Here is a 19,490-nt window from a genome sequence, read left to right on the forward strand (position 1 = left end):
CATGGCGTGGAATAAGAAGAAGCGCAACGATGGCGGTGACGAGCTGTTCTCCGAGAACTCTCGCATCGAGCGCGAGCGCAAGCAGGGTGCCATAGAGGACGCCCAGGCGATGGCCGATAATTCCGGCACGCCGGAGGAGGGGCTCGGGGTGCCGAAGGACGCCTGGGGCACCGTGCGCCGCCTCTGGGGCGCCGCCCGCGGAGAGCGCTGGCGCTTCGGCGTGGTGGTTGCCGCCATTATCGTCTACACGGGCTTCCATGTCGCCGCCCCCGCGTACAGCGCGCACGTGATCGACGTCCTGTGGACGAGCATTCAGGCCGCCTTCGCCGAGGGCCGCACGTTCACCGTCGGCTGGGACACGGGCGGCCGTGAACTCGCCATCTACTTCGCCATCTGGACGGGTGCCTGTGCGCTGTACTCGGTTCAGTGCTTCGTCATGGCGGGCTTCGCCGAGAAGCTCAACCTCTCTCTGCGCACAAGCATCGCCGAGAAGCTCAACCGCCTTCCGCTCAAGTTCTACGACGGCCACAAGCCCGGCGAGGTCGTGAGCCGTGCCACCAACGACCTGGACAAGATGTCCGAGGTGCTGCAAACCGGCCTGCTCAAGCTCATGAGCGCCGTGGGCACCATCGTCGGCGCGCTGTTCATGATGTTCCGCTACAGCCTCCTGCTCACCGGCATCTTCCTGGTGTTCGCCCTGTTCTCGACGGTGGTGACCCAGTACGTCTCAAAGCAGACGCTGCGGCTCGCTGCGGAGCGCCAGCGCTACGTGGGTAAGCTCACCGCGACGGTCGAGGAGGCCTACTCGGGCCGCCTCATCATCAAGAGCTTCAACCGCGAGGAGCTGAGCGCCGCCGAGGTGAGCGAGTTGTCGGATAAGCTCGCCCGCGCCAGCCGCAGGGCCGACTTCGCGACCAACGCCATCAGCCCGCTGATCCGTTTCATCATCCGCCTGGCGCAGGTGCTCATCGCCATCGTCGCGGGGGGCATGCTCGTGGGCGGTCAGATCACCATCGGCGTGTTCCAGGCGTTCTTTCACTACATCTATCAGGTGTCCGAGCCGCTCACGCAGCTCTCGTTCACCATCAACACGCTGCAGAACGCCCTGGCGAGCGTCGAGCGCGTGTTCGACATCCTCGATGAGGAGGAGGTCGAGCCCGACCCTGCCCCCGATGTGGCCGCGAGCCTGCCGGCGGAAGTCGAGGGGCGCGTGGACTTTGAGCACGTGCGCTTTGGCTACGACCCGGAAAAGCCGCTCATGCGCGATGTGACGTTCCATGTGAAGCCCGGCCAGAAGATCGCCATCGTGGGCGCGACGGGTGCCGGCAAGACGACGCTCATCAACCTGCTCATGCGCTTCTACGAGATCGGCGCTGGCGAGATCGCGCTTGATGGTGTGGACACCCATGCCATGACGCGCGCGGACCTGCGCCGGAACTTCGGCATGGTGCTGCAGGATGCATGGCTGTTCGACGGCACCATCGCCGAAAATATCGCCTATGGGCGCCCGGAAGCCACGCGCGAGGAGATCGTCGCCGCCGCCGAGATGGCGCGCATGGACCACTTTGTCCGCACGATGCCCCAAGGCTACGATACGCATGTTGAGAACGACGCTGAGAACATCAGCCAGGGCCAGCGCCAGCTGCTCACCATTGCGCGCGTCATTCTGTGCGACCCCAAAATCTTGATCTTGGACGAGGCGACCTCGAGCGTGGACACGCGCACCGAGCGCGACATCGTCCGAGCCATGGAGACGCTCATGCATGGGCGGACGAGCTTCGTCATCGCACATCGCCTGAGCACGATCGTCGACGCCGATCTCATCCTGCACATGCGCGCCGGCACCATCATCGAGCAGGGTACGCATGAGGAGCTACTCGCCGAGGACGGGCCGTATGCCGACCTGTATCGCAGCCAGTTCGCTTAAAGATCGTGAGGGCGCACGGCCGCCCGGTCGGTCGCCGTATCGCGCCGCGCCGGCCTGGCGCCCGCCTGGGCTGGCCGCCCCGTTCCGCTCCGGGGCGCGGCCATCCGAGCGGATGCGCACCGCTCCGTCCTCGACTTGTGGTGAGCCTGGGCGGGCCGTGCGCCGTGACCCAATCCGCTTACGGCCTGCTTGCCGCCGTTCAACGGAATGAAAAAGCCCGATTGGGGGCGTTTAAATGCGAGTCGCCGCATCGAGTGCAAGCCGCGACATATCACGTATATGGCGCGTACCTGCGGACTTACCGTGCTGAAATAGTGGGGCGAAAAACTGAATCTATATAACAACCCCTCGACCTGCGAATATGCATTATTTTCCCTGTTCGACAAAGGGTTGAATATTACGGACGAGCGGCATACCATAACAGAAGTTGTGTTCAAAACGTGTATCAACAGAGGAGGTTGTGTGATGGTAAGTATCGTTTTGGCAAGCCACGGTGACTTGGCAGAGGGTCTGAAGATGACCGGTTCGATGGTCTTCGGCGATCAGCCCAACGTCGCCACGGTTTCCCTCATGCCGAGCATGGGTCCGGACGACTTCCGCCAGAAGGTGGAAGAGGCGGTCGCTTCCTTCGACGATCCCGAGGACGTCTTGTTCCTCGTCGATCTGTGGGGCGGCACGCCCTTCAACCAGATCAGCGGTCTGTTCGACGCCCATCCCAGTTGGGCGATCCTGACCGGCGTGAACCTGCCGATGCTCGTCGAGGTGTACACCGCTCGCTTCGACGCATCCAAGACGGCCCACGATATCGCCAAGCACGTCATTTCCGAGGCCCGCGCCGGCGTTCGCGTCAAGCCTGAGTCTCTCGAGCCTGTGGAGGCCAAGCCCGCGGCAGTCGCGGCGCCGGCCGCCCATCAGGGTGCCATCCCCGAGGGCACGGTCCTCGGCGACGGCCACATCAAGTTCGTGCTCGCCCGTGTCGATACCCGTCTGCTCCACGGTCAGGTGGCAACCACGTGGACCAAGATGACCAACCCCGATCGCATCATCGTCGTGTCCGACGCCGTCTCTCACGATGACCTGCGCAAGTCCATGATCATGGAGGCCGCGCCTCCCGGAGTTAAGGCCCACGTCGTCCCGGTCCAGAAGATGATCGAGGTCGCCAAGGACCCGCGTTTCGGCGCCACCAAGGCCATGCTTCTGTTCGAGACCCCGCAGGACCTGCTCCGCGCGGTTGAGGGCGGCGTGGACATCAAGGAGGTCAACCTCGGCTCGATGGCCCACTCCGTGGGCAAGGTCGTCGTGACCAACGCCATCGCCATGGATAACGACGACGTCGAGACGCTCGAGACGCTCGCCGCCCGTGGCATCTCCTTCGACATCCGCAAGGTCCCGGCAGATTCCGCCGAGTCCTTCGACGCGATGATCAAGAAGGCCAAGTCCGAGCTGGCCGCCCAGTAAAGGAGGGAATATGTCAGCACTTTCGATCGTTTTGATCGCCATCATCGCGCTGCTGGCCGGTATGGAGGGTATTCTGGACGAGTTCCAGTTCCACCAGCCGCTCGTGGCCTGCACGCTCATCGGTCTTGTGACCGGCCACCTGCAGGAGGGCGTCATGCTCGGCGGCTCCCTGCAGATGATCGCCCTCGGTTGGGCGAACGTCGGCGCCGCCGTCGCGCCCGATGCGGCCCTGGCCTCCGTTGCGTCCGCCATCATCATGGTGCTCGCGCTCGACGGTGGCACGGCCGACTCCCAGACGGCCATCACCACCTCTATCGCTCTCGCCGTGCCGCTGTCCGTGGCTGGCCTGTTCCTGACGATGATCTGCCGCACACTCGCCATCCCCCTGGTTCACGCCATGGATGCCGCCGCCGAGAAGGGCAACTTCAAGGGCATTGAGATGTGGCAGATCCTGGCCATCCTCATGCAGGGTGCCCGCATCGCCATCCCGGCTGTGGCCCTGTGCTTCGTCTCGCCCGAGATTGTGACCGACGCGCTCAACATGATGCCCGAATGGCTGTCCGGCGGCATGGCCGTCGGCGGTGGCATGGTCGCCGCTGTCGGTTACGCCATGGTCATCAACATGATGGCGACCAAGGAGGTCTGGCCGTTCTTCGCGCTCGGCTTCGTCTTCGCCGCCATTTCCGAGCTCACGCTCATCGCCCTTGGCGTTATCGGCGTGTCCCTCGCCCTGCTGTACCTCGGCCTCAAGGACCTGGCCAAGAACAGCGGCGGTTCTGCCGGCACCGGCGACCCGCTCGGCGACATCCTGAACGATTACGAGTAAGGAAGGGAGGACGTACATCATGGCAGAGAACAAGGTTCAGCTTTCCAAGTCCGACCGCATGTCGGTGTGCATGCGTCATCAGTTCCTGCAGGGCTCGTGGAACTACGAGCGCATGCAGAACGGCGGCTGGTGCTTCGCTATGATCCCCGCGATCAAGAAGCTCTACTCCAACAAGGAGGACCAGATCGCGGCGCTCAAGCGTCACATGGAGTTCTACAACACGCATCCGTACGTGTCCGCTCCCGTTATCGGCGTCACCCTCGCCCTTGAGGAGGACCGCGCCAACGGTGCGCAGGTCGAGGACGCCGCCATCCAGGGCGTTAAGGTCGGCATGATGGGCCCGCTGGCTGGCGTTGGCGACCCCGTCTTCTGGTTCACCCTTCGCCCGATCCTCGGTGCCCTTGGCGCTTCCCTCGCTCTGGGCGGCTCCATCATGGGCCCGCTGCTGTTCTTCTTCGCGTGGAACATCATCCGTATCGCCTTCCTGTGGTACACCCAGGAGTTTGGCTACAAGGTTGGTACCTCCATCACCAAGGACCTCTCTGGCGGTCTTATGGGCAAGATCACCGAGGGTGCCTCCATTCTGGGCATGTTCATCATCGGCGCGCTCGTGCAGCGCTGGGTGAGCATCTCCTTCACGCCGGTCGTCTCCACGGTTCAGCAGTCCCCCGGCGCCTACATCGATTGGGCGAGCCTGCCCGCGGGTACTGAGGGCATCCATCAGGCCTTGAGCCAGTTCGCGGCGCTCGGTCCCACCGGCCTCGAGGTCGCCAAGGTGACCACGCTCCAGGCCAATCTCGACCAGCTGATCCCCGGCCTTGCCGCCGTGGGCCTCACGCTCCTGTGCTGCCAGCTGCTCAAGAAGAAGGTCTCCCCGATCGTCATCATCATTGCCCTGTTCGCCGTCGGCATCATCGCCCGCCTTGCCGGCATCATGTAAGACATCCGGGGTCTGAGCGCGTTTGTCGCGCTTGCACCTAAATTCGCGCCTGCTACCATGGTCTACCATCGGTGGCAGGCGCGTTTTCAATAGCGCGAAGAGGAGAGGGGACCAAGATGGCGCAGTCGCAGAACAGCTCCGTCTATTACACCGAGCACGCCACATCGTTTCACGGTATGGCCACATACGGAAACGTGATGCTGGGGAACAAGGCCTTCGAGTTCTACAACGAGCGCAACCCCGAGGACTACATTCAGATTCCCTGGGACGAGATCGATCGCGTGGCGGCGTCCGTCATGTTCGGGGGCAAGAAGATCGCGCGTTTCGCTATCTTCGTACACGGCAGCGAGTCGGGCTTCTCGTTCTCGACGCGAGACAACAAGGCGACGCTTCGGGCCATGCGCGAGCATGTCCCGGAGGAGAAATTGCTGCGTTCTTTGAGCTTCTTTGACGTGATCAAGCGTGGCGTGCTGTCACTGTTCCGCAAAAACCGCTAGAATATCGAGAGTGCGCTTTTGCGACTCGGCCGGTGCCGTCCGGCCCGCCCGATCGTTTCCGGTAAGCCCGGATTGACGCTTTACGGGTTTTAGGTACGGTCGCCGCACACATGGCAATGCCTCCGTAGCTCAGGGGATAGAGCACCGCTCTCCTAAAGCGGGTGTCGTACGTTCGAATCGTATCGGGGGCACCATTGAGAAATAGCAGGCCAGAGGACGTATCTCCTCTGGCCTGATTTTTCCCATACGGAATACCTGATCACGCTGAGCAAGCGTGGGGAGTGGGGCTCGAAACGGGAGGCCCGTTCCAAAGCCCACAGCACTGGTCGAGATAAAAAAACGCGCTTGGGGCTCAATCCCCAAGCGCGTTTTCCGTTCGCGTGGCGTGCGTTAATCTTCAGACCCGGTATCGCCGCCGGACTGCTGAGCTTGGGTGGTCAGCGTGATACTGGAGCCCTTATCGAGCGAGCCGGAGGCGGACTGGGCGGTCACCACGCCGTCTTGCGGGCCGTTCACGGTCACCACAAAGCCAAGAGCCTTAAGGTCCTTGATGGCAGTTGAGGCGTACTCGCCCACATAGTAGGGGGCGTTGACCTTCTCGGTGGGCTGGGGGCCCTTGGAGAGAACGACCGTGATGGTGGTGCCGGGGGCAACGTTGCCACCGGGGTTGAAGCTAACCACAAGCCCTTTGCTCACGGAGTCGCTGTACTCGGAGGTGAAGTTGTAGCTCAGCCCCGCCTCATCGAGCGCTGCCTTGGCGTCGTACTCGTTGTAGCCGGTGATGCTCGGGACCTCAACGGTGTCGGGACCGGTGGAGACCCAGATCTCGATCGTGGAGCCCTCGTCGACCATCTCGCCGGTGTTCGTGCCCTGCTTGAAGACCTTGCCCTTGTCGGCGTCGTTGGCCTCCTCGTGTACCTGGCATTTGAGGTTGAGCGCCTTGAGCGCCGCCTCGGCCTCCTCGCGCGTCATGTCGGTAAGGTTGGGAACCTCAACCTGCGTGACGGGCTCGGGGCCCTTGGAGAGCGTCAGTTTGACCGTAGAGCCCTCCTTGGCCTCGCGGTTGCCGTCGGGCGTCTGGTCGACCACGTGGTCCTCTTCGATCTCCTCGTCAGTCACCGGATTGCCGTACTCGACCTTAAAACCAGCCTTCTCGAGCGTCGATTCCGCATCTTCCTTGGTGTAGTTGATCACGTTGGGAACGGTGACCATCTTGCCGCCGCCGAACAGGCTGGAGGCGAGGAATACGGCGATGCCGATGACGGCGATGGCGCCGACCACGATTGCCGCAATCTTGCCCTTGTTGCTCTTGGACTCCTCGTAGGACGCGCTCCTGCCACCGTTTTGGGTAGAAACTCGGGGGCTGGCCGAGGTGGCGCCTGCGGCGGGCCTCGCCATTGCCTGCGTGGCATCGTTCATCACGCGCGTCTCGGTGGCACCCATGCCGTTCATGGGAACGGCGCCCGCGATGACACGCGTGGGCTCGGCCACGTCGACGGCACGACCGGCGGCGTAGGCGTTGAGGACCTCGCGGAGCTCGTCTGCCGTTTGGAAGCGGGCGGCAGGATCTTTTTCCATGCACTTGAGGATGATGCGCTCAAGTGCCGGGTCTACGCCGGGGTTGATCTGCGAAGGGGGGACCGGAAGCTCGTTGACCTGCTTGAGCGCAACGGAGATGGCGTCGTCGCCGTCAAAGGGAACGCGGCCGGTAGCGCACTCGTACATCACCACGCCGAGGGAGTAGATGTCGCTCGTGGGGCCGAGCTCCTGGCCGCGCGTCTGCTCGGGCGAGACGTAGTGGGCCGTGCCCAGCACGTTGTTGTCCTGGGTGAGGTGGCTGTTCTTGGCGCGGGCGATGCCAAAGTCCATCACCTTGATGTTGCCGTCGGGCAGCACCATGATATTCTGCGGCTTGATGTCGCGGTGGATTATCTCGTGCTTATGGGCGACGGAGAGTGCCCCGCAGATTTGGGAGCCAATTTGGGCGACCTTCTTGGGGTCAAGGGCGCCATGGCTGCGCACGCCGCTCTTGAGATCGGTGCCGCGTAGGTACTCCATGACGATGTAGTACGTGTCGCCGTCCTTGCCCCAGTCGTATACGCCCACGATATAGGGGCTCTGCAGTCCGGCCGCAGCCTGAGCCTCCTGCTTGAAGCGCGCCGCGAACGTGGCATCGCCAGCGTATTGGGGCAGCATGATCTTGACTGCCACCGTGCGGTCGAGCACCTGGTCTTGTGCGCGATAGACGCTTGCCATGCCTCCGTTGCCTACTTTGTCCTTGAGCAGGTATCTGCCTCCGAGGACGCGCTGTACCTCTGCCATCTGTCAAACTCCTCATCATCCTATCCGCAAAGCGGAAATCGTTACCTCACTTGGGCCCGTGGGTGGGCGAATACGTTACGAGCTCTGGGCCGCGAGTGCCGCGCGCAGGACTTGTCCCGCAGCGGCTGCGGCGGTCGCCTCGTTCTCGGTGGTCTCCTCTAGGACGAGCGAGATTGCGAGCGTGGGCGTGTCGTATGGCGCGAACCCGATGAACGTCGAGTTGGGGGTGCTGCTGTTGGTCTCCGCCGTACCGGTCTTACCGGCGACCTTGACGCCGGCGATGCTGGCCGCAGATCCACTGCCGTTTTGGACGACATCGAGCATGGCCTGCCTGATCTTGGCAGCGGTGTCGCTACTCACGGCCTGGCCGAGCGAGCGCGTCCGCGTGGTCTTGATGACCGTTCCGTCGGATGCGAGCACTTGGCCGACCACATAGGGGTTCATGGCGATGCCGTCGTTGGCGATCGCGGCGGCGATGACGGCATTCTGCATGACCGTGGTTTGCGGGCCGGGCGTGTGTCCCTGGCCAACCGGCTGGCCGGCGCCTGCCCATGCGAGCTCCCATTCGGTCATCTCCGAGGGATCGGGCATGACGGAGGCGACGGTGGAGAAGTCGATACCCAGGCTCTGGCCGTACCCAAATGCCGCTGCGGTGGCCACGAGTCGATCTGCCCCTACCTGCTCGGCAACCTGGCCAAAGACCGTGTTGGACGAGACGGCGAAGGCTCGGTCGAGCGTGATGTTTCCGTACCCGACTTCATTCACGCTCACAACGTCTGCACCACCGATTTCGAGGCGCCCGGGGCTGTTGTAGGTGGACTGGAGCGTTGCGACGCCGTTCTCGAGCGCCGCCGCCAGCGTGACCGCCTTGAACGTGGAGCCAGGGGTGTAGAGAGCCTGCGTAGCGCGGTCGAACATGGAGGTATCGGCACCGCCGCTGGCGTTGGCGGACTCGATGGCCGCCTGGATATCCGTATTGTTGTACGCCGGGGCGCTCGCCCAGGCCAAGACGGCGCCCGTGCGGGGGTCGAGCACGACGATGGCTCCCTTGCGCCCGGCGAGTGCCTGCTCAGCGGCGACCTGGATACGCGAGTCTATCGTGAGCTGCACGGAGTTGCCGGGCTGCGTAATGCCGGCAAGGGAGTTGAGGGCGTTTTGCCAGCTCGAGTAATCCTTGGAGCCGGTAAGCGTCTCGTCTTGCGAAGCCTCGACGCCCGAGCTGCCGTACTGCTGCGAGTAATAGCCCACGGCATGGGCGGCAAGGTTGCCGTTGGGGTAGGAGCGCACGTACGTGCCATCTTCCTGCTGGATGGATTCGGCAAGCGTGAGCCCGTCGGAGGTAATGATGGAGCCGCGCTTGATGTAGCGCGCCTTGGTGATGGTGTGGTTGTTGCTGGGCATGTTCTGATACTCAGACGCCTTGAACACCTGGATATAGGTGATGTTGCCAATGAGCACGGCAAACAGGGCGGTGAACAGCAGTACTGTGCGGGTGAGGCGGTTGGCAAGGGCCACGCGGCCCAACAGGCCGCTCTCGGGCGTATCGAGGCCCGGGCGACGCACATGGGATCCACGCGCAGTCACGCGATAGCCGGCGGTTGCCAGGTCGGTGCTCGTGTTGGCAATCTCGGTGGAACGCCCTGTCGCCTCGTCGCCTGCGCGCAGCAGGAGCGCCACAATCACAAAGCTCGCGAGCAGCGAGGAGCCGCCCTGGCTCATGAAGGGCAGGGTGACGCCCGTGAGCGGGATGAGCTTGGTCACGCCGCCCACGATGGTGAAGGCTTGGAACGAGACGGCCGCGGTGAGGCCGGCGGCGGAGAACGCGGCGAGGTCGGATTTGGCGCGCGCCGCGGTAGTGAGGCCGCGCACGGCGAAGAGCATGAACAGCAGGAGCACCGCGACGCCGCCGAGCAGGCCCATCTCCTCGCCGATGGCGGCGAAGATCATATCGGATGCCACGACGGGAATGGTGTCGCCGCCCAGGCCTTTGCCGATTCCCACACCGAACAGGCCTCCATCGGCGAGCGAGTAGAGCGCCTGCACAATTTGGAAGCCCATGTTCTGGGCGTCTTTGAACGGGTCGAGCCATATGGCTACGCGCACCTGCACATGGCTCATGATGTGGTACATACCGAACGCGCCCACGGCCAAGAGCACGAGGCCTATGAGCACGTAGGAGACGCGCCCCGTGGCAACGTAGAGCATGATGAGGAAGACCGTGTAAAACAGCAGCGCGCTGCCCAGGTCGCGTTCGAATGCCACCACCAGAAGGCAAATGCCCCACACGATGAACAGGGGGTACAGCAAGCGAATCCGCGGGAGCTTGATGCCGAGTACGGTGCGGTTGGAGATGGAGAGCAGCTCGCGGTTCTCTGCGAGGTAGCCCGCTAGGAACAGGACGATGAACACCTTGGCGAACTCACCGGGCTGGAACTGGAAGCTGCCAATCTTTATCCACAGTTTGGAGCCGTAGATTTCGGTACCAATGAGCATGGGCAATACGAGCAGCACAATGCCGATGGCACCGAGTGCGTATTTGTAGCGGCTGACGACCTCGAGGTTCTTGACGAGCGCGAGTGTGCCCACCATGAGCGCGACACCCACGAACAGGAAGACGATCTGACCCATGGCCGCGCTGGGCTCGAGCCTGGTGACGAACGTGATGCCAATGCCCGAGAGTGCGAACACGATGGGTAACAGCGCGGGGTCGGCGCCCGGGGCGAAGAATCGAACGCCAATATGGGCGGCGGCAAAGGCGGCAAAGAGGCCGAGCGGTACGGCGAGCGTTTGGAACGAGAGCGCGGCGCCCGCGTTGACCACATAGAGGGCGTAGAGCAGCGTCACGGGGAACGCGGCGGCTATGAGCAGGAGCAATTCGGTCGTGCGGCGACTCATTTACGCGGCACCTCCCTCGGTTGATGTGCTAGTGGGGGCTACAGAATCGGCGGGGTCGCTCGACCCCAAGGCGTCGGCGGGACCGCTTGCGCCGTCCCCTTCGGCACCGTATTGCGCGTCAAGGCCGATTGCCCGCGCATCGGCGAGGGCCTTGGCTTTGGACTCGTCAATTTGCTCGCGGTAGTTGTCCACGGCGTCCGCAGCGTTCTCAAGGCTCTTTTGCGGAATGCCCTCGCGCAGGCGATTTTGCGTGTCTTCTGGCAGGTCGCTCAGCTTAATTGAGGTCTCGTCCTCAAGCCAATGGAGCTTGAGTCCCAAGATTTTGCCGGGGACACCGGTGTAAATGGCGACTGCGTCATCCTTGACGCCCAGATACACCGATTTGGTGATCGAGATAAACGAGACCCCGGCGATGATGACGATTGCGAGCAGCAATCCGATGAGCGAGAGGGTCATCACGCGGCGGTGCTTGCGGGCGAGCTCGCGAATACGCCCGTCGTCGGTGATGTCCACCACGACGACGGTCACGTTGTCGCCGCCGCCGGCCGCGAGCGCGGCGTCGACGAGGTTGTCGGTGCAGATCTGCGCGGTGGAGCTCTGCTGCGCCACACGTTCGATCTCGCCGTCGGGAATCATGCTCGAAAGGCCGTCCGAGCACAGGATGAGCCGGTCGCCCTCCTCGACGTTCAAGGTGAAGTGGTCCGCGTACATGGCGGGATCGCTACCGAGTGCGCGGGTGATGACCGAGCGATTGGGGTGCACACGAGCCTCGTCGGCGGTAATCTCGCCGGCGTCCACGAGCTCCTCGACATATGAGTGGTCACGCGTGACGCGGATGAGCGTTCCCTCGTGGAGTAGGTAGGCGCGGGAGTCGCCCACATGCGCGATGGCCAACGTGGTGCCGTCGATGACCGCGGCGGTTGCCGTGCAGCCCATGCCCGGGCGACCTATGCCGTTCACCGCGGCTTCGATGATGGCGGCGTTGGCGGCTTCGATGGCGGCTCCGAGCTGGGCGGCGTCGGCTGTTTTGGGGCCGGTTTTGGCAATGGTCTCGACGGCGATGGCGCTCGCCACCTCGCCGGCGGCGTGGCCACCCATACCGTCGCAGACGCAGAAGAGCGGCGAGGCCACAAGGTAAGAGTCCTCGTTGTGATTGCGCACGCATCCAACATCGGACCTGGCACCCCACATGAGCATAGAAGAGGTCCCGGCGTCAAAAGTCTCGTCAGTGTTCACGAGATCATCGGTGATGGGCTCGAAGCTCTGCGTCGAGCCCGGGTCGTTCAGCTGTGCCTCGACGGCGGTGATGTCGATCTCTGCCGTGTCCTCGGGGGAGGTGGGAGCGGTGGGGTCGGGGATCGCCTCGATGGGGGCGGGTGTCTCCGGGGCCGTATCGGTTGCCGGTTCAAATGGGTAGACAGGTTCGGGCTCTTCTTCGGGCTCCGTGATGGACTCGAAGGATCCGGGCGCGGCGTGGGCGGGAGTCGCGACGGGGGCCGGAGCGGGGGTCACGGGGACGGCCGGAGCAGCTGGGGCTGGAGCGGCAGCGGGCATGGCTGGCTCGGCGTGAGCACCCAAGGGCTCGCGGGGGAGCTCTTCGTCAAACACTTCGCCCACCCCGCGTGAAGTGTAGTCCCGCTCGTCGGTCATCGGCGATTCACCTTCATGACCACGTCTCCGATTTGGACCTCATCGCCCTCGCGCAGGGTGGCGGGCTCCTTGAGCGCGCGTCCATTCACGAGCGTGCCGTTGAGCGAGTTGAGGTCCTCGATCACGAGCGCGGGCCCCTGCAGCGAAAAACGCGCATGGCTCGCCGAGACAAAGGGCTCGTTCACGCAGATGTCCGAGCTGGGGGAGCGGCCCACGATGACGGGGCCGAGGATGTCCATGTGGATGCCGCGGATGCCGCGCGGGCCCTTGTCGACGTCGATGGTCCAAATGGCGGAGTCGCGACGCTGGCCGCGCACCAGTCCCACGCCGGTCTTCATGACGGCGAACAGGAAGATGTAGAGCAACACGATGAGGACGATGCGCCCCGCGAACAGGAAGATGTCAATCACGGCTAGCCCCTAAACTCGAAGGTGCTGAGGCCAAAGGTCAGCAGGTCGCCGGTGCGCAGCGGGCAGCGCGAGACACGGCGGTTGTTGACGAGCGTGCCATTGGTGGAGCCAAGGTCCTCGATGGACCAGTCGCTTCCGGTGAAGGCGAGCTGGGCGTGGCTGCGGCTGACGTTGGGGTCGCGCAGGACCACATCGGCAACGGAGCGCTCGCGGCCCACGGTGGCTCGGGCGCTCGTGATCTCGTACGTGTCGCCGGTCACCACGTCCACGAGCTGGGCGAGCGGACGGGCGGGCGCGGAAGGACGGGACGGCGCCATGTGCGCCCCAGCTGCCGCTGCGGCAACCCCGGCAGCACCGGTTGCGGCTGCAGCGCCGCCCAGGCCGGCGATCTGCTCGCGCGTCATGGTTTTGGGAACGGGAATGGGGGCCGCGAGCGGGTCGGGCACAGGCGAGTCGGCTGCGAACGGGTCGGGTTGCCCCGCGATCCCGGCGGCCGCGGAAGCACCCATCTCGGCGTCGGCGGCGAGCGGTGACAGCGCGGGTTGCGAAACGGGGGATGGGGCCGGAGTCCTGGATCCGAACGCATTCGCGCCGCCCTGCTTCCCCCCGTTGAGGAACGCACGCTCCTCTTCATAGAGGCGGGCGAGGGTGGGGGCGTCCACGTTTTCGGCGAACACGGAGAACTTGCCCGCCTTGAGGGACGGGTCGATCATAAAGCGGACGAGTGGGGAGCCCGAAAAGCGGTAGCGCTTCTTCTCGGCCTGCGCCTTCACGAATTCGGAAACCTCGCGTGCGAGCTGCGCGTAGTACGGTGCGAGCAGCGGGTCGTCGTCGGCGGAGATGAGGACGGTGTACAACGCGGGTGCGGTGTCCACGCCGTTGATCACGAGCGTCTGGTCCTCCATCTCGCGAGCCGCCTGCTTGGCGAGCTTCTTAAAAGAGAACGGAGCTTGCGCTGCGCCAAAAATGCCGGCAACGCGGTCCTCGAAGATATTCAGGAAGTTCACGAGCGATCACCTTCCGGGGTTTCTCGTTTGTATCCAAGCAAATACACGCATATCCAAACGATTATAGAGGATAGGCACCCAAGTCCCACAGCCTCGGCGACCTCGAGGGGCGGCACGCTGGCAATTTCCATAGGCTGTGCAAGATAGCGCAACACAACGGAAACCACGGGAAGCAGCAGGTACAGGATGGTTGTGAGGCTGGTAGAGCGGCTGTCTTGTCGCGCCTGGCATATGCGTTCGAGCATCCAGCCCGCACCGGCGGCAGCCGCCGAGAAGCCTGCGGCGGGGATGAGGAACTCGAGGGAGAACAGGGCTCGTGCGGCCATGTCGAGGGGCAGTGCGCCGCCGGCGACGTGCGCGGCGATAAGGAGGCGCGCGAACGCAAGGCCACAGGCGGTGGATGTGGCGGCGTGGGCGGGCGCAAGGAAGAACGCGGCGAGCGCAACCACGACGGGCGCTGCGAACAAGGTGCTCCCGCAGGTCAGCGTGCATGCCGCGGCAACGGTGAACGCCATGGAGGAGGCGGGCTGCAGACGGCCCCACACGAGCCACCAAGCGCTGAACAGGGCAAACGAAAGGATGGCGACGGGCAGCACCGAGAGCAGGGGCGTGTTGTTTAGGATAAGCATGAGCCAGCCGCCCGCGGCGAGAGCCGATCCAATCTGCGGGGCGAGCGCCGCGCCGGCGCCTATGCCCATTGCGGTGAGCGCGCGTACAAGTGGGTCGGCGATCCCCAAGTCGCCCAGGAGCGTCCAGGACGTTACCGCGACTGCGGCTCCGCTGATCGCCCCGAGCGCGTAAAACCGCGCGCGGGGTGTGCGGCTGCCCAGGTATCCTTCTGCGGGATCGAGCTCCCAGGCGCGAGCCGCCTCTTGCGTCTCGCCCCCTTGCTCCTCTTCTTCGTCCGAGGTCAGGCGGGCGATGATGCGCGCCAGACTTCGACGTCCCTCGCGCGGGTTCCCCAAGCTGGCCAAAAAGAGGTCACCGAACTCACCCACGTCCGCCATGCGGTCGCAGGCGTTGGGCGCGAGGGCGCAAAGCAACGCGTCCTCAGCGGATTCGGGGATGTCGGGGAGCAGGTCGCTGGGGTAGATCACGCCCTTTTCGATGTTCGCGAGGGAGTCCGCCGGCGTGCCCGCCCGGAATGGGGTCGCGGCGCAGAGCGATTCGTAGAGCACGGACGCGAGGGCGAATATGTCGCTGCGCTCGTCCACGACCTCGCCGTTGAGTTGCTCGGGGGGCATGTAGCCAATGGTGCCGCCGCGCGCTCCGCCGAACCCCGCGGCGCTCGCGAGTGTTGCCATGCCAAAATCGGCCAGCTTGACGTGGCCGCTGTGGTCGATAAGCACGTTCGCCGGCTTGATGTCGAGGTGGAGTACGCCGTTCTCGTGCGCGAAGGACAGCGCCTGGACGAGGGCATCGGCAATGCAGGCCGCCTCATCGTACGTGAGTGAGTGACCGTCGACCTGCGCGAGGAACTCCTCGAGGCTCATGCCGTCGACGTACTCCATGACCAGGTAGGCATAGGCGCTGTCGTAGGTGAAATCGATGACCTGCACGATGTTGGGGTGCTGGAGCATGCTCGCAGTACGGGCCTCGGCCAGCGCGGTCGCGGTGGTTTCGGTGGAGACGCGGTTGTAGGGGGAGGCGAGCGGCATGCGTTTAATGGCGACGCGGCGCTGCAGGCGCCCGTCGAGGCAGATCTCGACACTGCCAAAGCCGCCCGCCGCACGTGTTTGCAGGGGGCGATAGCGCTTAAGCAGGGCGGATGCGGCGGACCCCGCCGGGGGCGGCGGGGCAACGTGCACGCCGCCGAGTCCGTGGCGCTGCGACAGTGGTGCCCCGCCGGGTGTAAACCCATTGCCCGCGTGGTCGCTCGCGGGATAGCCCGCTTTGGCGCCGGGCACCGCGGTGGGCCCGTGAGATGCGGGTGTTCCTGCCCCGGATCGGGGCGATCTGTGTGGGGAGAATAGCGGCATGGCCATCCTTGGTGCGTTTGAGCTGCGTTCACGGCCGTGGCCGGTTGATGTAGGTCGAATTTTACCACGCGTGCAGGCGGGAGTATCCGTTCCACCATGCGGGAGTGCCCGGAATCGGGCGATTTTGTAACGAGAATCCGAACGCCCCGAGTAGACGGGCGTTTTGAACAACAAAACCCCAGCTCGCAGGAAGCCGAAACAGGCGTCTACTCGACCCCGCGGCAAACTCGTTACAAAATCGCCCGATATCGGGCATGCGCCTCCTCGGCGGGGCCGCCGCTGCGCCCCTGGGCACCCGCGCGGACGCAAGACGGTATGATTGATGGAGCGATTCATCATCAGCGGGTCGAGCCCCACCCGTGCCGTCGCCGCGTCCGTCCTGCGCTCGCGAGCGGGGAGGTAAAAGGGGAGAGAAGGGGGCGCCTTGCGTGGAGAACATGGATCGACTGACGGCGTTTGACCAGTTCGCTGCCGATGTGCGGCGTGAGCTGGACGAGACGGCTCGTCATATGGAGAAGCTTCGCGCGGAGAACAGGGTAAAATCCGCCACATACAAACAACTCTTCGCGATTCGGTCGACCTTAAAGGAGATCGATTGTCGTCTTGTCGAACACGGGCTGTAGCCTCGTCGCTTGCGTGTCTGTGCCCGAAACGCCGTAAAGGAGGCACCTTATGGAGTCGCTGTACAGGAAGTACCGTCCACTCACGTTCGAAAGCGTGGTTGGCCAGCAACATATCGTCTCCACCCTTGAGCACGCGGTGGCCGAGGGTCGTCTTTCCCATGCGTACTTGTTCTGTGGGCCGCGTGGTACCGGCAAGACCACCATGGCGCGCATCCTCGCCAAGGCTCTACTGTGCGAGAAGTCCGACGCCGCCCGTGCGCAGGGCGCCTCGGGCTGCATGCCGGACGGCACGTGTCCCGAGTGCGAGGCCATCGCGGCGGGAACCCACCCCGATGTGTATGAGCTGGACGCCGCGAGCCGCACGGGCGTCGACAACGTGCGTGAGGAGATCATCAACTCGGTGAGCTTTGCGCCTGTGCGCGGCGCGTACAAGGTCTACATCATCGACGAGGTCCACATGCTCACGACGGCGGCGTTCAACGCGTTGCTCAAGACGCTCGAGGAGCCGCCGAGCCACGTGATCTTCGTGCTATGCACCACCGATCCGCAAAAGATCTTGGAAACCATTCTCTCGCGGTGCCAGCGCTTTGATTTCCACCGTATCTCGAACGAGGATATCGTGGGACGTTTGCGGTATATCTGCGAGCGGGAGGGTTTTGTCTTTGACGATGAGGCCCTCGATATTGTGGCAAAGCACGCACGCGGAGGCATGCGCGACGCCCTGTCCACGCTCGAGCAGCTCTCGGTATTCGGCGATGGCTCGGTACGTGCGGACGACGCCCGCGCCCTGCTGGGCGAAGTCGCGTCGACGGTCCTCGCCGAGTTTGCCTGCAAGATGGCCGTGCGCGACACCGTCGGCCTGTTCGGGCTGGTTCGTGTCCAGGTCGATGAGGGTAATGACCTGCTGGAGCTCACGCGCGACCTGGTGGCGCACATGCGCGATGTCTATACCGCAGCGATCGCTGGCCCCAAGACGGAGCTGTTCGATGGGACGCCGGAGGAGGTCGCCGCGCTGGTGGAGGAGGCCCGCCTGTTTGGGAGTGCCGATCGCCTTGCTCGCGCGTTGACCGTTCTTGACGATGCGGCCCTCGAGATGCGCAGTGCCTCCGATCCGCGCTTGGTCCTGGAGATAGCCCTCACAAGGCTCGCTCGTCCCGAGTCCGACTTGACGCTGGAAGCCCTAGCCGAGCGCATCGCGCGATTGGAGGCCCAGATTGCCGCCGGTGTTCCGAGTACGCCGATGGGGGCAGGGCAGCTTGCCTCGATGACGGGGACAAGGCCTGCCGCGCAGGCGGCGCCAGCTAAGGGCGGCGTTGCGCCCACGCGTGGAGCGATGCCAGCGGCGGCTATGGGGCGAGGCCAGAGGACCGGCGCCCAAGCCGCTGCCTCGGGACCGGCCCCCGATCCTGTCACGGCATCGGCTGCGGCACCCGCTGCGACACCGGTGCCCCCTGCTGCTGCGGTACCCGCTGCGAATCCGGAACCCGCTGTTGCCGCGTCGCCCACTGCGAATTCGGCGTCCGCCCAGGTTCGTCCCACCGCTGTTGAGACATCGTGCTCGCCCGCCCCAGCCTACTCGACAAATCCCGAGCCTGGTGCGACTGCTTGCTCGGTTTCAGGTCGCACGGCACCCGTTGCGACCCAGGTGCCTGGTGCAAGCATGAGCTCGTCTGAGGCGTCGGCGACTGGTGCTCCCTCAGCAAAGGCGACCGTCTCCGCCGAGTCCCAGCTCCACATGGCTTCATGCGCCGTCACGCCCCCTGCCGCTGACGCCGGCGAACTGCAGCGTCGTTGGGCGGATGCGGTCAAGCGCGTCACGGCAGAGCAGCCCTCTCGCGGTGGCTTGCTGCAGAGCTCTCGCGCGGTGAGCGATGACGGCGAGACGCTTACGATTGAATTCCCCAAGGGTTCAACCTTTGCGCTCAAGATGATCACCCGGCCCGATTCGGCGCAACTGGTCATGCCCATCATCTGCCAGGTGTTCGGCAAGCGTTCGGTGACGTACGTGATGGAGGGCGGCCCCGGAGACGCGCCGGCGCCAAAGGCCGCATCCGCTCCGGCGGCGACGCAGGGCACGGCGACCGTCCAGGCCGCGCCGGCTCAGGCGCCGGCCCCTGCTGCCCCCTCGGCTCCCGCTGCGGAGAGCGCCTCCACCGCCCCCGCCCGCCAGACCGCGCCTGCCCAGCAGGTGGCGCCCGTTGTCGCCGCCCCGCGGGCGGTGTCGGCCGCGCAGCCCGCGTCGGCTCCTGTTCAGGGCAGGACCGATGTCTCGGCGCAGCCGGCATCTGCTCAGTCCGCGCAGACGGTCGACCAGGTGAGTGGTCCCACCGTCTTGCCCGAACGCGACATCGAGGCCGACCGTAGGGCGTGGGAAGATGAGCAGGTCCCGTACGACGACGCGACGATAGCCTCGTATGCCGATGAGGATGAGCTGCCGCCGTTCGACGTTCCCGCGCAGCCCGCGGCACCCGCGCAGCCCACGGCACCCGCGCAGCCCGCCGCCTCCGCGACATCTGGGCGGCCCGCCGCAGCTCGGACGCCCGCGGCTACCGCTCCCGCCGCCGGCGACGCCGCCTCTGCACCCGCTGCCGATGCCGTCGACGCGAAAGAGGTGCTCCAGAACATCTGGGGCAACGTCGTCTTCAAGTAGTTCGGTCGCCGGGGTTGTCCTGCAGCTAAGGCACTCATGCTGCGAGGGTGGATTCGTCGAAAAATCTCCTGCTTTCATTAGGAAAAATCGACGAAGTTACCCTCGAGAGCGCAGCCGTGGTCGAGACCGAGACTGGGGTAGAGGCCGAGACCGCAGCTGTGGCCGCAGGCGTGATCGCGGCAGAGACCGTGACCGCGTTTGTGGCCGCGCCTACGGCCGCCTCCCGCGGCGGCTGCGGTCCCCCGTGGTACCATGCCCTTGGACTATTCGCCTGCGGGAATCGCAGGAGGCTTGAGTAAGGAGAAC

The 19,490-nt window shown here is 64.7% G+C and carries 14 protein-coding genes and 1 tRNA gene; 9 read left to right on the plus strand and 6 right to left on the minus strand.

The features are described from left to right. The first annotated feature begins 1 nt into the window (after position 1). From DWV48_RS01695 to DWV48_RS01720, 6 genes are all read left to right on the plus strand, one after another. A complete protein-coding gene (locus DWV48_RS01695; RefSeq protein ID WP_118652818.1) occupies positions 2-1,927 on the plus strand; it encodes an ABC transporter ATP-binding protein in 1,926 nt (641 codons plus the stop codon). A gap of 465 nt (positions 1,928-2,392) precedes the next feature. Then, a complete protein-coding gene (locus DWV48_RS01700) occupies positions 2,393-3,385 on the plus strand; it encodes a PTS sugar transporter subunit IIB (RefSeq protein WP_118652820.1) in 993 nt (330 codons plus the stop codon). Between the two features lie 10 nt (positions 3,386-3,395). Next, on the plus strand, positions 3,396-4,211 hold the full coding sequence (locus DWV48_RS01705; RefSeq protein ID WP_118652822.1) for a PTS mannose/fructose/sorbose transporter subunit IIC: 816 nt from the start codon (positions 3,396-3,398) through the stop codon (positions 4,209-4,211). Positions 4,212-4,230: 19 nt separating this feature from the next. Next, positions 4,231-5,151 carry a PTS system mannose/fructose/sorbose family transporter subunit IID gene (locus tag DWV48_RS01710; protein ID WP_118652824.1) on the plus strand — a complete coding sequence of 307 codons (921 nt, stop codon included), beginning with the start codon at positions 4,231-4,233 and terminating at the stop codon, positions 5,149-5,151. 116 nt (positions 5,152-5,267) lie between these two features. Beyond that, on the plus strand, positions 5,268-5,648 hold the full coding sequence (locus DWV48_RS01715; protein ID WP_118652826.1) for a DUF956 family protein: 381 nt from the start codon (positions 5,268-5,270) through the stop codon (positions 5,646-5,648). Positions 5,649-5,766: 118 nt separating this feature from the next. Then, positions 5,767-5,842, plus strand: a tRNA-Arg gene (locus tag DWV48_RS01720). Positions 5,843-6,038: 196 nt separating this feature from the next. On the opposite strand, the gene pknB is transcribed toward DWV48_RS01720, so the two are convergent. From pknB to DWV48_RS01750, 6 genes are all read right to left on the minus strand, one after another. Next, positions 6,039-7,970, minus strand: coding sequence for a Stk1 family PASTA domain-containing Ser/Thr kinase (gene pknB, locus DWV48_RS01725; RefSeq protein WP_118652828.1), 1,932 nt, complete (start codon positions 7,968-7,970; stop codon positions 6,039-6,041). 75 nt (positions 7,971-8,045) lie between these two features. After that, complete coding sequence (locus tag DWV48_RS01730) at positions 8,046-10,865, minus strand: FtsW/RodA/SpoVE family cell cycle protein (RefSeq protein WP_118652830.1); 2,820 nt, start codon at positions 10,863-10,865, stop codon at positions 8,046-8,048. Next, complete coding sequence (locus DWV48_RS01735) at positions 10,866-12,515, minus strand: Stp1/IreP family PP2C-type Ser/Thr phosphatase (protein ID WP_118652832.1); 1,650 nt, start codon at positions 12,513-12,515, stop codon at positions 10,866-10,868. Further along, a complete protein-coding gene (locus tag DWV48_RS01740; protein ID WP_118652834.1) occupies positions 12,512-12,925 on the minus strand; it encodes an FHA domain-containing protein in 414 nt (137 codons plus the stop codon). The genes DWV48_RS01735 and DWV48_RS01740 overlap by 4 nt, the downstream gene beginning before the upstream one ends. A 2-nt stretch (positions 12,926-12,927) precedes the next feature. Next, positions 12,928-13,932 (minus strand): DUF3662 and FHA domain-containing protein, encoded by a 1,005-nt coding sequence (locus tag DWV48_RS01745; protein WP_118652836.1) that lies wholly within the window; start codon positions 13,930-13,932, stop codon positions 12,928-12,930. Beyond that, the gene (locus tag DWV48_RS01750; protein WP_158574792.1) at positions 13,929-15,839 is read right to left on the minus strand and encodes a serine/threonine-protein kinase; all 1,911 of its coding nucleotides are present in this window, start codon (positions 15,837-15,839) and stop codon (positions 13,929-13,931) included. The genes DWV48_RS01745 and DWV48_RS01750 overlap by 4 nt, the downstream gene beginning before the upstream one ends. 509 nt (positions 15,840-16,348) lie before the next feature. On the opposite strand from DWV48_RS01750, the gene DWV48_RS01755 reads away from it, so the two are divergent. The 3 genes from DWV48_RS01755 to DWV48_RS01765 all read left to right on the plus strand — a co-directional run bounded on the left by DWV48_RS01755 (position 16,349) and on the right by DWV48_RS01765 (position 19,483). After that, positions 16,349-16,534, plus strand: coding sequence for a hypothetical protein (locus tag DWV48_RS01755; protein ID WP_118653043.1), 186 nt, complete (start codon positions 16,349-16,351; stop codon positions 16,532-16,534). A gap of 49 nt (positions 16,535-16,583) precedes the next feature. Continuing rightward, entirely contained in the window at positions 16,584-19,184 is a 2,601-nt protein-coding gene (dnaX, locus tag DWV48_RS01760; protein WP_199588832.1) for a DNA polymerase III subunit gamma/tau, read from the plus strand. A gap of 116 nt (positions 19,185-19,300) precedes the next feature. Further along, a complete protein-coding gene (locus tag DWV48_RS01765) occupies positions 19,301-19,483 on the plus strand; it encodes a hypothetical protein (protein ID WP_147352832.1) in 183 nt (60 codons plus the stop codon). Positions 19,484-19,490 lie beyond the last annotated feature (7 nt).

Source organism: Collinsella sp. AF08-23 (genome assembly GCF_003479805.1).
In the GTDB taxonomy this organism is placed as follows: Bacteria; Actinomycetota; Coriobacteriia; order Coriobacteriales; family Coriobacteriaceae; genus Collinsella.

Coding starts and splice junctions, on each gene's coding strand:
- DWV48_RS01695 (WP_118652818.1), top strand. CDS start 2: ATGGCGTGGAATAAGAAGAAGCGCAACGATGGCGGTGACGAGCTGTTC.
- DWV48_RS01700 (WP_118652820.1), top strand. CDS start 2,393: ATGGTAAGTATCGTTTTGGCAAGCCACGGTGACTTGGCAGAGGGTCTG.
- DWV48_RS01705 (WP_118652822.1), top strand. CDS start 3,396: ATGTCAGCACTTTCGATCGTTTTGATCGCCATCATCGCGCTGCTGGCC.
- DWV48_RS01710 (WP_118652824.1), top strand. CDS start 4,231: ATGGCAGAGAACAAGGTTCAGCTTTCCAAGTCCGACCGCATGTCGGTG.
- DWV48_RS01715 (WP_118652826.1), top strand. CDS start 5,268: ATGGCGCAGTCGCAGAACAGCTCCGTCTATTACACCGAGCACGCCACA.
- pknB (WP_118652828.1), bottom strand. CDS start 7,970: ATGGCAGAGGTACAGCGCGTCCTCGGAGGCAGATACCTGCTCAAGGAC.
- DWV48_RS01730 (WP_118652830.1), bottom strand. CDS start 10,865: ATGAGTCGCCGCACGACCGAATTGCTCCTGCTCATAGCCGCCGCGTTC.
- DWV48_RS01735 (WP_118652832.1), bottom strand. CDS start 12,515: ATGACCGACGAGCGGGACTACACTTCACGCGGGGTGGGCGAAGTGTTT.
- DWV48_RS01755 (WP_118653043.1), top strand. CDS start 16,349: ATGGATCGACTGACGGCGTTTGACCAGTTCGCTGCCGATGTGCGGCGT.
- dnaX (WP_199588832.1), top strand. CDS start 16,584: ATGGAGTCGCTGTACAGGAAGTACCGTCCACTCACGTTCGAAAGCGTG.